Below are 12,679 nucleotides of genomic sequence, written 5' to 3'. Positions count from 1 at the left end.
GTAGAAAGACTGGTAGAAGTCTGGACCTCCAGCGCTGCATTGGCAGGGCAAGCCGTCAAGCGCCTTGACCTGCACAAACGTAGTGGGGCAGGTGGGGCTTGAACCCACGACCGACGGATTATGAGTCTTCCCGGCCCACTTCGCGACAGTTTCCGTCGATCGCCAAAACGTACTCTGACCTGCACGTTTGTCGAATTTCGCCTCGCAACGCTTCCCGTGCCTGAGGGTCATTTCTCGTTGTCATGCGGACTAAATGCGGACTAACTGGCTGGGTCGAGGCGACTCGGTGGCGCGCCTGCACGACGCCAACTCTCTCACCCAGGGTCGCCGCCGCGGGGAGCCTGGGTGCTACATCAGTGCGCTGGTTGCTTGGCCCGCGGAACCATGCGGCGACGGCCGGGTCGACGCCGCTCCTGATCCAACGGGGGGGCCTGGGTGAATATCGGCCTCACGGTCGACGCGACCTGAGCCCCCTGTGGCTCTTGATCCCCGAACGCGCTTGGGCGACCAAGGCGCTAGACCCCTGGTTGACGGAGCAGGGCACCGGGACGAGGGTAGGCGTGACATTGTAGGAATTAGCATGCAGACGGTCCTTAAGTGACTGCAGTTTCCTACGCGGTGCGGAGGCGTCATGGCGAGCGGAGTTGATCAGCAGGCTCTTGGGCGGCTGCCCCCCACCTTCCGGTACATCGAAGCTCGGAATTTGATGAATGAGCGTAGGTTCCGCGACCTCCTGGCGGCGGGTCTGATCGTGCGGCTGAATCGCGGCTTGTACCGCCGAGTTGACGCCGCTGGCGATGAGGATCTGATCGAGATCGCCGGCAAACGACCTCGCGCGACGCTGTGTCTGCGTACGGCGTTGGCGCGGCACGACCTCAACGACGAGATTCCAACGCAGTTGGACATCGCTCTGCCCCGCGGGACGCGCCCGGTCGTCAGCTCGGCTCCGGTCGCTTGGCATCAGTTCGACTTGAAGACCTTTGACGTCGGCCGGGAAGCGATCCACCTGGATGCGGCAACGAGCATCGGCGTCTACGGCCCGGAGCGATCGATTGTGGACGCCTTTCGGTTGCGCGAAGACGAAGGACCCGAACTGGGCCAGGAGGCGCTAAGACGCTGGCTCCGCCGGGGCGGCCAGCCCTCAACACTGATGCGGACCGCCTCGCATTTCCGTAAGGGTGCGCCGGCCCTGCGTCAGGCGTTGGAGATTCTGCTGTGACCACAGTGTCCCGGGCGACCGCCGCCGGTCGTGCCTACCTGGACCTGAGGGCCGTGGCCACAGCTGAGTCTCGACTGACCGACGAGTTGATTCAGCTATACGTCCTTGAGGGGTTTCTGGCACGGCTGGTCGTCAGCGACCACGCAGGACGGCTGATTCTCAAGGGCGGGGTGCTGCTGGCCGCGTTCGGCACCCGCCGTCCCACGCGGGACATCGACTTTGCCGCTCTCGACCTTGACAACGATGCCGAGCACGTGCTCGAGGTCACGAAAGAGATCGCAGCTCAGCCGCTGGGGGAAGATGACGGTCTCGTCTTCGACGGAACCGGCGCGGTCGCGGAGGTGATCCGTGACCAGGAGGAGTACTCCGGCGTGCGGGTGTCGATGGGTGTCGCGCTGGCGACCGCTCAGACCCAATTCCACGTCGACGTCAACGTGGGGGACCCGATCTGGCCCGCGCCAGAACAGGTGGAGGTCCCCAGGCTCCTGGGCGGGCTGCCCCTTACCCTCGCCGGGTATTCGTTACCCATGGTCCACGCGGAGAAGATCGTGACCGCCGTCCGACGAGGCACGGTCAATACACGGTGGCGTGACTTCGGCGACGTGTGGACTCTGTCTGGCAGGCACCCAGTCAACGGAGGTCAGCTGCAGACGGCGATCGCGCGCGTCGCCGACCACCGCAACGCCCAACTCTCACCTCTGCGCGCACTCCTGCTGGGCTACCCCGCGCTGGCCCAAGCGAAGTGGGCGGCCTGGCAACGCAGACAGGGCCGTGAACACCTGCCTCCCGAGTTCAGCGACCTTCTCGAGCAGCTCTTCACGTTCGCCGACCCGGCCATCTCCGGGAACGTGTTCGGCCTGACCTGGACTCCGGCGGACCGCACCTGGCGCTAACGTCGACCCGAACCAGCCCGCACCCCAACCCTCGTACCCTGGTCCCCTAAAGTCGACCTCTCAAACGGAATCACTAATACGCGCGACTTTCGCGGCGGAGAGACGCAGGGTGAGGTGGGTTTGGTGGGTCCACGGACCTGCCCGAGAGTCCAGGCGTTCCCGTCGGGCACCGTGCCACGTGTGGCGCCCTGCTGCTGATCTCTGGCGTCGTCGGCGCCAGTGCTGCAGGATCCCTGTTGTGAAGCTCAAACTCGACCTGCACGAGATCTACAACCGAGGTGACAAGATTGAGGGAGCGCTTCAGGCGGTTATCGACGAGGCGATCGACAAGAAGGCGCCCGTGGTGGAGATCATCCCGGGGAAGGGCTCTGGTCAGCTCAAGAAGCGCGTGCTGCGCTTCCTGGATCGCAAGGACATCAAGGCCCTTTACCACCGGGTCGAGAAGGACTCCGACAACTTCGGCCGGGTCTTCGTCCACTTCAGATGGAAGTAGCAACCTGCACCGCAACACCCAGCGTCAACGGGACGCAGGGACGGGTGTTGGACGCTGGACCTGCCGCCAGGGGGGCACGTCACCCGCGAGCGATGATGACTCTGAGATGCGAGCCCGATCGCGTCCGCTTGCGGCTCACGTCCGGCGTCGTGCTGGGGCAGCCTTCGGTGGACCCCCCCGTGGTGGGCCGCGGTCCCGGCGTCGCGTCGAGGAGGCACCGTCGGGCAGGTCATGCGCGCGGCCGCCGCCCACCCCGAAGAGCGCTGGACGGCGTTCCTCAAGGCCTGAGACGGTCGACCGGCCTCAGCTCATCGCGTACGCGTAGCCGTGCATCCCGACGAACAACCGTCCCCGCTCGTCCAGCGCGAGGGCCTCGGTGTAGTCCCCCGACCCGGCGGTGTGGCCGATCTGGACCGCGTTGAGGACCTTTCCCGAGGTGGCGTCGAGCCGGTGGACGTAGCCGTTCGAACCGGCGTAGACGACGTGGTTGGCGTATCGGATGGTGACCGGCTTCCACCCGATGCCCGACAGAGCGGTGGTGTAGGCGGCCGTGGACCAGTCACTGAGGTCGATACCGGTGACGTAGCCGTTGCAGCCCACCGCCAGCGTGTCGCCGTCCGTCGCCAGGGTCACCGGCTCGTCCACCGCTCTGGTGACGGTGTAGTCATGCACGCGGTCGCCGTTGGCCGGGTCGAGCTGCACCGCGCTCCCGTTCGAGCCGGCGAAGAGCAACCCGCCTGCGCTCAACACCGTGACGTCGCTGTACGTGGCGTGCGGCATCGCGGCGGTCCACGTCGTCGACCAGTCGCTCAGCTGCACCCCGTAGGCAAAGCCGTGGCAGCCCACGAACAGGCGTGACCCATCGGTCGCCAGACGGACCTCCGGCCCCACCGCGCGGGAGACGGAGGTCGAGTTCTTCACCGCCCCCGTACCCGGGTCCAGCTCGAGCGCATAGGCGTTGGATCCCGCGAAGAGCCGTCCGTTCGCGTACAGGAGGTTCACCATGCAGTAGGCCGCCCCCTTCATCGGGGTGGTCCACCGGATCTTGCTCCAGTCGTCGAGGCTCACCCCGTAGACGTAGCCATGACACCCGACGAACAGGGTCTTCCCGTCGGTCGCGACCTTGGCGTCGTAGCCCTTGGCGAGGTCGAGCGAATGGCGGATCACCCCAGAGTGTGGGTCCAGTTCGAAGGCCGCGCCGTAGGCGGCCGCGAGCACGCGGTCTCCGGTGGCCGCGACGTCGACCTGCCAGTATTGGGTGCTGGGCAGGCTGGCGTACCAGAGGTTCGCGAACTCTTGGTCCTGGGACAGGTTGACGATGCGCGGGAAGGTCTGGGTGGCGACGCGCTTGATCCAGAAAGGGGCGCTCTCGATGATCTCCTTCATGGCCCAGTCCTTCTTGCCATTGACCCACTGCTCGATCGGCTTGACGTCCCCCGGGGTGTCTCCCACCCGGGTGGGGAAAAGGTCGCGCAGGGTGTTGGTCGACGTCCCGGAGGAGCCCGTGGCGAGGATCTCAGCGATCGACGCGCGGGAGAGGGTGGCGGCCTCGCTCGTCCGTTGGGCGCCGAGCCCGCCGTCCGCCCCGCGGAAGAGGGTGTTGTCGCCGTAGACCTCGTACGGCGTGGTGTCGGTCGCTGATGAGACCCACAGTGAGTTCTCGTTGAAGTAGTCGTGGATGGCGTTGGAGGTGGTCTGTGCGATGACGCTCGAGAGGAAGGTGAGGTACTGCTGGTAGACGGTGCCGACGTCGGTGGTGGTCTTGTCGACGGTGTAGGCCACGACGCCACTCGCCGCCCGGCGGGCGTCCATCGTCGGACCCTCCTCGACCGTCTGGGGGTCGTTGGACGGACCGGAGAACGACGGGTCGTAGAGGTGGCGTCCGGCGAACGTGGGCTGGGTCGCCGCGGTCATGTTCTTGATCGTCTCCCAGTCCTCGACCGGCAGGTTGGAGCCGGCCGCCCACTCGATGAACCACTGCATCGCAAGGGTCTTGTTGATGAGGTGCCCAGCGGCGAAGCTGTCCTGGAGGAAGTGGTCGGCGTACCCGTGGTGCAGCCAGGCCTGGTGTTCGAGCCTCGCGCGCTCGTTCGAGTCGCTCGCGGCGTGGGCCTTCACCGCGAAGTCGCGCGCGGACAGGTACGACGCCTGCCACCGGTGCCACGTGAATGGCGAGAAGTGGCAGGCGTTGCGGGCCAGGAGGCCGGTGTAGTGGTCGATGCCGTCGATACCGAGGTTGAGGGTCAGCGCGTCGAGGTCCCACGACGCGAAGATCTTGTCGAGCAGCTCGATGGGGTACTGCGACGGAGGGAAGGGGGCCTTCGCGAACTGGATGTTGGTCGTCGAGCCGCCCAGCTTGCCGAGGGCGTGGAAGGTCTCCTGGCGGATGACCTGGAGGATGGGTAGCAGGACCTCCGGTGGACAGCTGTCGATCGCGACGGCAGAGGCGATGTAGTCGGGCAGGGCGTTCAGTTCGCCGTAGGTGACGAGCATGCCGCTCGGCTCGAGGCGGATGGTCCTGATCCACGGACACTTCTTCTCCACCTGCTCCGCGGTGACCTGCTCGGGACTCTGGTGCCAGAGCCACATCAGCTCCTTCTCTCGCGCGATGATCTCAGCACGCGTGCCCGGGTTCGTGAGCGAGACGATGTCGCCGGTCGGTAGGTCACCCAGGGCCCGGTGCTCGAAGGACTCGTGGCGATGGACGAGCACAGTCTCGCCCGCGGCGGCCGGCCGGACGGCCGCCAGCCCCCGCCCGAGGCGCGTCGAGCGACCGTGAGTGACCTGGATTGCCGCGACCTCGGCCGCCCGCTCGGCCCACGGCCCAGCCGGTGACTCGAGGGACTGCTGCACCGTATGGGCGACCTCGTGGGCCAGCAGCTCGAACCCGGCGTCGGTGGCGGGCTGGTAGGCGCCCGATCGGAAGAAGAGGTGGGCCCCACTGGCGAGCGCGTCGGTGTGCATGCTGCGGGCCAGGCGGTCCGACCGCCGGTCGTGATGGACCCGCACGCGCGTCAGGTCGACGTCGAATCCTGCCTCGAGCGCTCGGCGGACGCCGGGGTCGAGGGGCTGGCCCTCCTGAGCCGACTGCCGGATGTCGGCCGCCGGACCAGGCGCGGCGGCATCCGGTCGCGCCGGTGTGGAGGGGATGGATGGGAACGACGACATGGCGCTCTCCTGCCCGAGAGGTGGACGGCTGATCGACCCGGGCGCATAGGGTGCGTCAGCGTCACCGTTCGCGGCCCTGCCCCGGTACGGGAGACAATCCTCCTCGATGCCCGACATGTCCAGAGCGTCCGTGTGCATGGGGATTGTGACCGAGCCTGACGAAGATGCATCGATGGACCCGGATGCCCGCGCACCAGCTCCTGGAGGGTGGGGCCCGGGGTCGGCCTCGACGTCACCGACGTCACCGACGTGACCCGGGGCTCGCGGGTCGGTAGGGCGAGACCGTCGGGTCCCCGTCGAGCCAGAAGCGCCAGGGGTAGGCCTCGCCGTCGCCCCCGGGTCCCCTCACCCCGACAGGAGGGCCGGTTCGCACCACCCCGGGCTCGACCACCATCCCCCCGGCGACGCCGGCGGGCCAAACCCGGTGGCGTTGGCCGCCTTGAAGGCCGGGTCGTGCAACGGCGTCCAGGACAAGCCGATGACGGAGTCTTTGGCGGCGGCGACGTACGTCCCGGCGTTCGCGCTCCGTGCTCCAGCGTCCGGCGGGGTGAGGTCCTCCCGGTTGGCCTTGCCGATCCACCACTCCGCTATTCCGGAGGACCGCGCGATCTGCTGGACCACCAGCGGGGGGAGGTAGCCGGCCGCGGTCAGCTGCGCGCCCGCCCCGACGGCATCCAGCACCGCCAACCAGGGCCGCGACGCGCGGCGCAGGTCTTGCTCGTCCAGAACGACCGCCAGTCGCTCACCCAGGGCTGTCAGCCAAGCACTCGCCCGCCACCATCCCTGCCCTCGCATGCCCTGAAGCAAGTCGACCAGCGGCACGGGAAGGCCGTGCCACGGCAGGCGCTCGCCACTGGCCCACGCCCGCATCGCCGCGGTCGCCTCAGCGGCGTCGAACGCATCAGGGTTGTAACCCAGCGGAAGCCATTCGTGCGCCTGCTCAGCATCCTCGAACGGCTCGGGCACGTCACCGGCCGGGGCCCCGGCACGCAGCCAGTCGGCTAGCTGATGCCCGCGGATACCGCCAACGTCCTCGGGCGGACAGCCCCTCGCGCCGCCCAAACACACCGGCTCCCGGGCCCCCGGCGCCAAGGGGGCGATCGACTCCAGCGTGACCCGGTGCTCCCAACCGTCCGCGAAGTCGTACAGGTACGCCATGAGCTCGTCCCTGCTCAGGCTCGCCACCCACGCCTTTAGGGCCGCAGGATCCGTGCACCGGCCGCAAGTCGCTCACCGGAGTCAATCAGAACGGCCGTCCCCTGCACTAGGCGGCAGGCGGCGGTGTGGGACGGCCACTTTCGCGGCGGAGTGACGCGGGGCGGAGCCTCGGCGGAGCCTCCATTGGACGCGGCACGGGACACCCGTTGACGGGCCAATGTTAGGGGGAGGGCGGAGGCGATCCTTGACTCGCTCACAAGATGCGTACACGCATATCCGGCGGCCGACGCGGTCGGCGGGTTTGCCTGACACCACCGTTACCGGGGTCAAGGCCGTTAGCTTGCTGAACCGCCAAACATCCGGATGAGCCCCCGACACACGAATAGAGGCCGACTCCCGCTGCCCAAACGCCGGACCCGGTCGGTCCGGTCGACTCTGTGGGCGTGATACTCCCAGCCCACGTTCGTGGTCAGATCCAGGTCCGGGAGAAGAACGTCTACCGTCGTCTGTCCATTTCTGGGGTCGTCGTTCGTTCTGCTATTGGAGCCGGCACCGTGTCGGCCGATCGAGGTGAAGGAGATTCCGATGCCGCAGTTTGCAGCGTTGATCTACGAGCAGGGTGACCCCGACTGGAGCATTCTGGATACTCCGGAGAAGCAGCGGGTGATGGGTGAGTACGGCGCCTTCGGTGCGACCGCGGCTGCGGTGATGCGGGGTGGGGCGGCGCTGTTCCCGACGACGAGTGCGACCACGGTCCGGGTCGAGGGTGGCAAGGGTGGGGACGTGGTAACCAGCGATGGCCCGTTTGCCGAGAGCAAGGAGGTCCTGACCGGGTTCTACCTGCTGGACTGCACCGACCTTGACGACGCGGTCCGGTGGGCCGCGCAGATCCCGGCCGCGCGCACAGGCAAGGTCGAGGTCCGGCCTGTGATCGAGTTCGGTGACTCCGACGGCTGACCCCGGCGCCGGGCACGCGGCCCTCGCCCGGCTGGTCCGGGACGAGGGCTCGCGGGTGCTTGCCACGCTGGTCCGCACGACGGGGTCCCTGGAACTCGCCGAGGACGCCGTCCAGGACGCGGTGATACGGGCGCTCGACGTGTGGTCACGTGAGGGGGTCCCGGTCGAGCCACGGGCGTGGCTGACCTTGACCGCCCGACGCCGGGCGATCGACCTGCTCCGCCGCGAACGAGTACGAGAAGGCAAGGAAGCCGCGACAGCCGCGCTGCTGGACCTGCTCGACCCGGAGTGCCCGGAAGACCGGTCGCCTGAGGATGGCGTGCTGCGGGACGACCTCCTCAGGCTGCTGTTCACCTGCTGCCACCCGGCCTTGTCCACGCAGGCGCAGATCGCGCTGGCGCTGCGTACCCTCTGCGGCCTGACCACCGCCGAAGTCGCCAGCGCGCTGCTGGTCAGCGAGCCGACGATGGCCAAACGGCTGACCCGGGTCCGCCGCAAGATCGCCACCGCTGGCATCCCCTACCGTGTCCCCAACGCAGACGACCTCCCGGAACGACTGGACGGGGTCTTGGCGACCGTCTACCTGTTGTTCAACGAGGGCTACTACGCCAGCGCCGGGGCCACCCCGATGCGCCGTCAGCTCACCGCCGAAGCCATCCGCCTGGCGGCGCTGCTGCGGGAGCTGCTCCCGGACCAGATGCCGGTGATCGGTCTCGAGGCGCTGTTGCGGCTGCATGACGCGCGCAGTCCGGCACGACTCGACGCTGCCGGTGACCCGGTCCTCCTCGCCGACCAGGACCGGAGCCGGTGGGACCGGGGCGAGATCCAGCGTGGCTTGTCGCTGCTCGGGATCGCGTTGCGGCTGTCCACGACCCGACCCGACCCCTACGTCGTCCAGGCCGCGATCGCCGCCTGCCACGACCTGGCCCCCACCTGGGACGCGACGAACTGGGCCGCCATCGTCAGCTGGTACGACGTGCTCCTCGCCGTCCACGACACTCCCGTCGTCCGGCTGAACCGGGCGATCGCGGTTGCGGAGCTAACCGGCCCCGCGGCCGGTCTCGCCGAGATCGACGCAATCGGCGACCTCGAAGACGTCCGCGGCTACCTCCCGCTGGTCGCGGCCCGCGCCGAGCTACTCGCCCGCGCCGGACGCACCGACGAGGCCCGCACGCAATTTCGGGCAGCACTGGCGACGTCGGGCAACGACGCCACCAAGCGCGAGCTCTCCCACCGCCTCAGCCAGCTACTCGACGCACCCCCTGAAGGGTGACACCCCGTGACGTGAGCGAGGTCGGTCAGACCGGCCACTCCCGTCGAGCGACGCCGTCCCAGCGCCGTACGGCGGTGGCCAGGACCGGATCCCCGTCACGGGCCGAGTCCTGCCCGGTGGCCCCCGCCACCACGGCGCGTACCCGGACCAGCACGTCCGCGGCCACGCGGCCTGCGCTCGCGCAGGCGAGGGCGAGGGTGACGTGCGGGTCCAGCGACCAGGTGCGGTGAGGCTGTCGTCGGGCACCTCGCAGACGCCGGCTACCCGGTCCTGGATTGCACGCACACCGGCCGACGGTTCCACGAGCCGAACCGCCGTCCACGGTCCACTGCCTGGGACAACCCCGACCGGGACCCGGGTTCACGTCCACACCTAACCGAACTCACAGGTTTGCGACTTTCACCGCCCCGATGTCCGAACTACCCGGCAACATGTGAGTCCGGTCGGCAAAGGGAAGCCGCTCTGGGTCAGTAACCCGGGCGCGAGGTTGTCTGGCGCGTAGTGGTGGCCGCCGGCATACCGACCGGTGTCCCGGTCGGGTCGAGGACGAACCACACCTTCCCGACGTCCTGACCGGTCGTGTCGCCGGCCTTGGTGTCCTTGGAGTAGTAGTAGAGCGGCCAGCCGTTCAAGGTGACTTGCTTCTTGCCGTCAGCAGTGGCGATGGTGGCGAGGGTTCCGGTCACCCCGTCCGCGGTTGGCGGCGCGTCGACGGTCAGTGGTGGCCACGCGACCAGGCACTGCCCGGCGCACGAGCTCCTGCCGGAGTCCTTGGTGTCCTTGGTGAACATGTAGAGGGTGCGGCTCTGGCCGTCGACGACGACGCTCCCGAGCGAGGTTGTCGCAACCTTGACCGTGGCGGAGGCCGCGGTCGCGCTCGACGGGGCTCTGGCGGTGGTACTCGCGGCGGCCGCAGCCGGAGCTGCGGGGGTAGGCGTCGTCGGCGTCGAGCCGCAGGCGGCGAGGGCAACCGTCGCCAGTGCGGTGCCGAACAGGGCGAAGGAACGGGTTTTGGTCATGACTCTCCTGGTGGTTCGTGGTTGCGCGACAGGGCTTCACGCGCCTACCGGTCCGAGCGACGACTTCGTTCAGGGCCACCGGGGAAGACGCCGGATCGGGCGCGGTCGTTCAGATGAACCTAACCCTCCGGGCGGACGTCTACCCCGGTGCTGGGGACCCTCCGCAGGTGGACCGTGGAGCATAATCGAGACGCAAAGGAGGTCGGTATGCCGCTGGACGAGTCCGTGGTTGCCGCCCTCTACCGCGAGCACGCGCCGGTGCTGCGCCGGTACGTCGGCCGCTCCCTGGACCCGGCTCGTGCGGAGGACGTGGTCCAGGAGGCGATCCTGCGGGTCTGGAAGCAGGCGCCCGAGGTCTCCAGCATGCGGGCCTACCTGCTGCAGACGACGCGCAACATCCTTATCGACATGCACCGGGCCGCGGGCCGGCGGGTCATCGAGGTCGCCGCCGACCGTGATGACGACTCCCGCGCCCGCGTCGACCCGCGGGCGACCAACCCCGAGGTGGAGATCGAGCGGGCGCTGGACCAGATCCTCGTGGCGGACGCCCTCAGCCGGCTGCAGCCCGACCACCGCGCGGTCGTCATCGCGCTCTACTACCGGCGGCTCAGCGTCACCGAGGCGGCTGACGCGCTCGCCGTGCCGGTCGGGACCGTGAAGTCCCGGGCCTTCTACGCCGTACGCTCCCTGCGCGCGATCCTGGACGAGATGGGGGTGACGCGATGACCGACCAGACACGTCCCGACGCGGACAACGAGAGGATGCACGAGCTGCTCGGCGCGTTCGTGCTCGGCGGGCTCGACGATGAGGACCGGAACGCCTTCACGGCGCACTTGCGGACCTGCGCCGTATGTCAGCGCGAGGCCGCCCAGCTGTCCGGCATGCCGGGTCTGCTTGACCTCGTCGACCCCGGCACCGTGACCTTGGACGGCGTCGTGGGAGCCGAGGCCGCACCGGCCTTGGTTCCCGATGGCCACGCGATCCAAGGGGGTGGTGTGGCCCTGCCCCTGCCCCTGCTCGCCCACGTCCGTGCCGACCGCCGGCGTCGACGGTCGCGCTGGGTTGCCGTCGCTGCGGCGATCGCCGTGCTCGCCGGCGGGCTCGGCGCCAGCGTCGGCCCGGTTGCCGCCCGCATCAACGCACCGCCGACCACGCATTACGTGGCCACGGCACCAGCCGCGGGAGGAACCCAGGTGGAGATCGACCTCGTGACCCGCGCCTGGGGCACGCAGCTCGACCTGCGGGGTTCGGGTCTGCCGACGTCCGGGGTGCTGCTGCTGTCCGTGACCAACGGCGCGGGGTACACCTACGACATCGCGAGCTGGTCGGGGACCCCGTCCGGACGCACGACGCTGACGGCACCGTGCTGGATGAAGCCCGACGACATCACCGAGCTGCGGGTGCACACGCGAGAGGGAGCAACGCTGGCAACGGTGTCGACCAGGACCACCTGACCAGGGCATGACCATCAGGGGCACGAGCTAGGCTGGTCGACAGCCGTCCCGCACTTCATCTGCGCGTTCTGGCCATCGCCGCGGGGTTCTCGGGCTCATCGTGGCGCGGACTCAGACCTAAGGCCAACACCAGGGTAAACCCGAGGTTGCGCGGGGGGGTTTTGCTGGTGAGATGGCGACTTCATGGGTGTCCGGTGGCAGTGGTCTGGCGCCTGAGTCACTGCGATCGCGGTCGTGTCGGCACGCCTGGCGCGGAGGTGTGGGGTTGCGGCTAGCACTTCCCGGGCGGCGAAGCGGGCCTCACTCAGTAATTCCTAGGATGTTTAGCGCGTGTCCTTACGCATCTACGCCAGTAGGATCGCCGAGGAGAACCGCATCCGCTGCCCACTCGCCTCATTGAGGCCCTTGTCGTTGACCCGCGGCGCGCGCACCGGCACCACCCCCGCCGCGGTGGCCACCTCCCGGACCTGGTGGTAGCCGTTGCGGACCACCAGCCGGTGACCGACCTCGTCAAGCTGATCGGCGTGCGCGTCGATGTAGGCGGCGACCTCGGCCTGCAACGGTTCCGCGAGCCTCGCCCGCGCGCCGTCGCGGACCAGCTCGTCCAGCAGCGACCCGCCCACCCCAGCCGGGGCGTGAACGTAGGAGTGCGAGTCCTTGAGGACTAGCCTGAGCATGGGCGTACCCTCCCGAACCAGCGCGTCAACGCCTGCCCTGGATCAGAGTTAATTGGGCTTCAGATCATTCTAGGGTAGGTGCGCTCCATCACGTCACCAGGCCGAGGGCCATCCACAGATTCTGATCATTACTCCGCCGCGCAACCAGCCGGTGACACCAGAAACTCATTCCCCTGCAACGAGTACTCTCGTCCCGGCCGGGTACCTGTCATCGATCGCGTCTGGGTAAGAACCCCGTTGCTGACTGACCGAGGTGCCGCGGGTGGTGATAGTCACTGCGCCGGCAGCCGCGGCCAGGATGGCGGCGGTGAGGTAGGCGGTGGGGGCGTGCAGGTCGCAGAAGGCGTTGAACGCCCAGTGGACCAGGA

12 protein-coding genes and 1 pseudogene are annotated in these 12,679 nt (G+C 68.5%); 7 read left to right on the top strand and 6 right to left on the bottom strand.

Annotated elements, in window-relative coordinates:
- The first annotated feature begins 631 nt into the window (after positions 1-631).
- From ABI385_RS08565 to ABI385_RS08555, 3 genes are all read left to right on the top strand, one after another.
- Positions 632-1,219, top strand: a complete 588-nt coding sequence (locus ABI385_RS08565; protein WP_348103332.1) for a hypothetical protein — start codon at positions 632-634, stop codon at positions 1,217-1,219.
- Complete coding sequence (locus ABI385_RS08560) at positions 1,216-2,112, top strand: nucleotidyl transferase AbiEii/AbiGii toxin family protein (RefSeq protein ID WP_348103331.1); 897 nt, start codon at positions 1,216-1,218, stop codon at positions 2,110-2,112. Before ABI385_RS08565 ends, ABI385_RS08560 begins: the two co-directional genes overlap by 4 nt.
- Positions 2,113-2,350: 238 nt before the next feature.
- Positions 2,351-2,605 (top strand): Smr/MutS family protein, encoded by a 255-nt coding sequence (locus tag ABI385_RS08555; RefSeq protein ID WP_348103330.1) that lies wholly within the window; start codon positions 2,351-2,353, stop codon positions 2,603-2,605.
- Between the two features lie 303 nt (positions 2,606-2,908).
- On the opposite strand, the gene ABI385_RS08550 is transcribed toward ABI385_RS08555, so the two are convergent.
- Together ABI385_RS08550 and ABI385_RS08540 are read right to left on the bottom strand one after the other, a co-directional pair.
- A complete protein-coding gene (locus tag ABI385_RS08550) occupies positions 2,909-5,773 on the bottom strand; it encodes a DUF4157 domain-containing protein (RefSeq protein ID WP_348103329.1) in 2,865 nt (954 codons plus the stop codon).
- A 345-nt stretch (positions 5,774-6,118) separates the two neighbouring features.
- On the bottom strand, positions 6,119-6,931 hold the full coding sequence (locus ABI385_RS08540; RefSeq protein ID WP_348103328.1) for a plasmid pRiA4b ORF-3 family protein: 813 nt from the start codon (positions 6,929-6,931) through the stop codon (positions 6,119-6,121).
- A gap of 585 nt (positions 6,932-7,516) precedes the next feature.
- On the opposite strand from ABI385_RS08540, the gene ABI385_RS08535 reads away from it, so the two are divergent.
- A complete protein-coding gene (locus tag ABI385_RS08535; protein WP_348103327.1) occupies positions 7,517-7,888 on the top strand; it encodes a YciI family protein in 372 nt (123 codons plus the stop codon).
- Complete coding sequence (locus tag ABI385_RS08530) at positions 7,872-9,161, top strand: sigma-70 family RNA polymerase sigma factor (RefSeq protein WP_348103326.1); 1,290 nt, start codon at positions 7,872-7,874, stop codon at positions 9,159-9,161. Before ABI385_RS08535 ends, ABI385_RS08530 begins: the two co-directional genes overlap by 17 nt.
- A 25-nt stretch (positions 9,162-9,186) precedes the next feature.
- Here ABI385_RS08530 and ABI385_RS08525 read toward each other — a convergent pair whose 3' ends face one another.
- Both ABI385_RS08525 and ABI385_RS08520 read right to left on the bottom strand, forming a co-directional pair.
- Positions 9,187-9,327 carry a hypothetical protein gene (locus ABI385_RS08525; protein WP_348103325.1) on the bottom strand — a complete coding sequence of 47 codons (141 nt, stop codon included), beginning with the start codon at positions 9,325-9,327 and terminating at the stop codon, positions 9,187-9,189.
- Between the two features lie 301 nt (positions 9,328-9,628).
- On the bottom strand, positions 9,629-10,180 hold the full coding sequence (locus ABI385_RS08520; RefSeq protein ID WP_348103324.1) for a hypothetical protein: 552 nt from the start codon (positions 10,178-10,180) through the stop codon (positions 9,629-9,631).
- Positions 10,181-10,387: 207 nt separating this feature from the next.
- Here ABI385_RS08520 and ABI385_RS08515 point away from each other — a divergent pair, with 207 nt between their 5' ends.
- On the top strand, positions 10,388-10,906 hold the full coding sequence (locus ABI385_RS08515) for a sigma-70 family RNA polymerase sigma factor (protein ID WP_348103323.1): 519 nt from the start codon (positions 10,388-10,390) through the stop codon (positions 10,904-10,906).
- The gene (locus tag ABI385_RS08510) at positions 10,903-11,634 is read left to right on the top strand and encodes a zf-HC2 domain-containing protein (RefSeq protein ID WP_348103322.1); all 732 of its coding nucleotides are present in this window, start codon (positions 10,903-10,905) and stop codon (positions 11,632-11,634) included. Before ABI385_RS08515 ends, ABI385_RS08510 begins: the two co-directional genes overlap by 4 nt.
- 347 nt (positions 11,635-11,981) lie before the next feature.
- On the opposite strand, the pseudogene ABI385_RS08505 reads toward ABI385_RS08510, so the two are convergent.
- Together ABI385_RS08505 and ABI385_RS08500 are read right to left on the bottom strand one after the other, a co-directional pair.
- Positions 11,982-12,311 (bottom strand): annotated as a pseudogene (locus ABI385_RS08505) (transposase); the annotation flags it as partial.
- Between the two features lie 165 nt (positions 12,312-12,476).
- A partial coding sequence (locus ABI385_RS08500; RefSeq protein ID WP_348103321.1) for a hypothetical protein occupies positions 12,477-12,679 on the bottom strand: 203 nt, incomplete at its 5' end.

Source organism: Lapillicoccus sp. (genome assembly GCF_039935575.1).
GTDB lineage: Bacteria > Actinomycetota > Actinomycetes > Actinomycetales > Dermatophilaceae > Lapillicoccus.
Note: the sequence above shows the minus strand (reverse complement) of the source record. Positions and strands in the feature narration are given on the sequence as shown.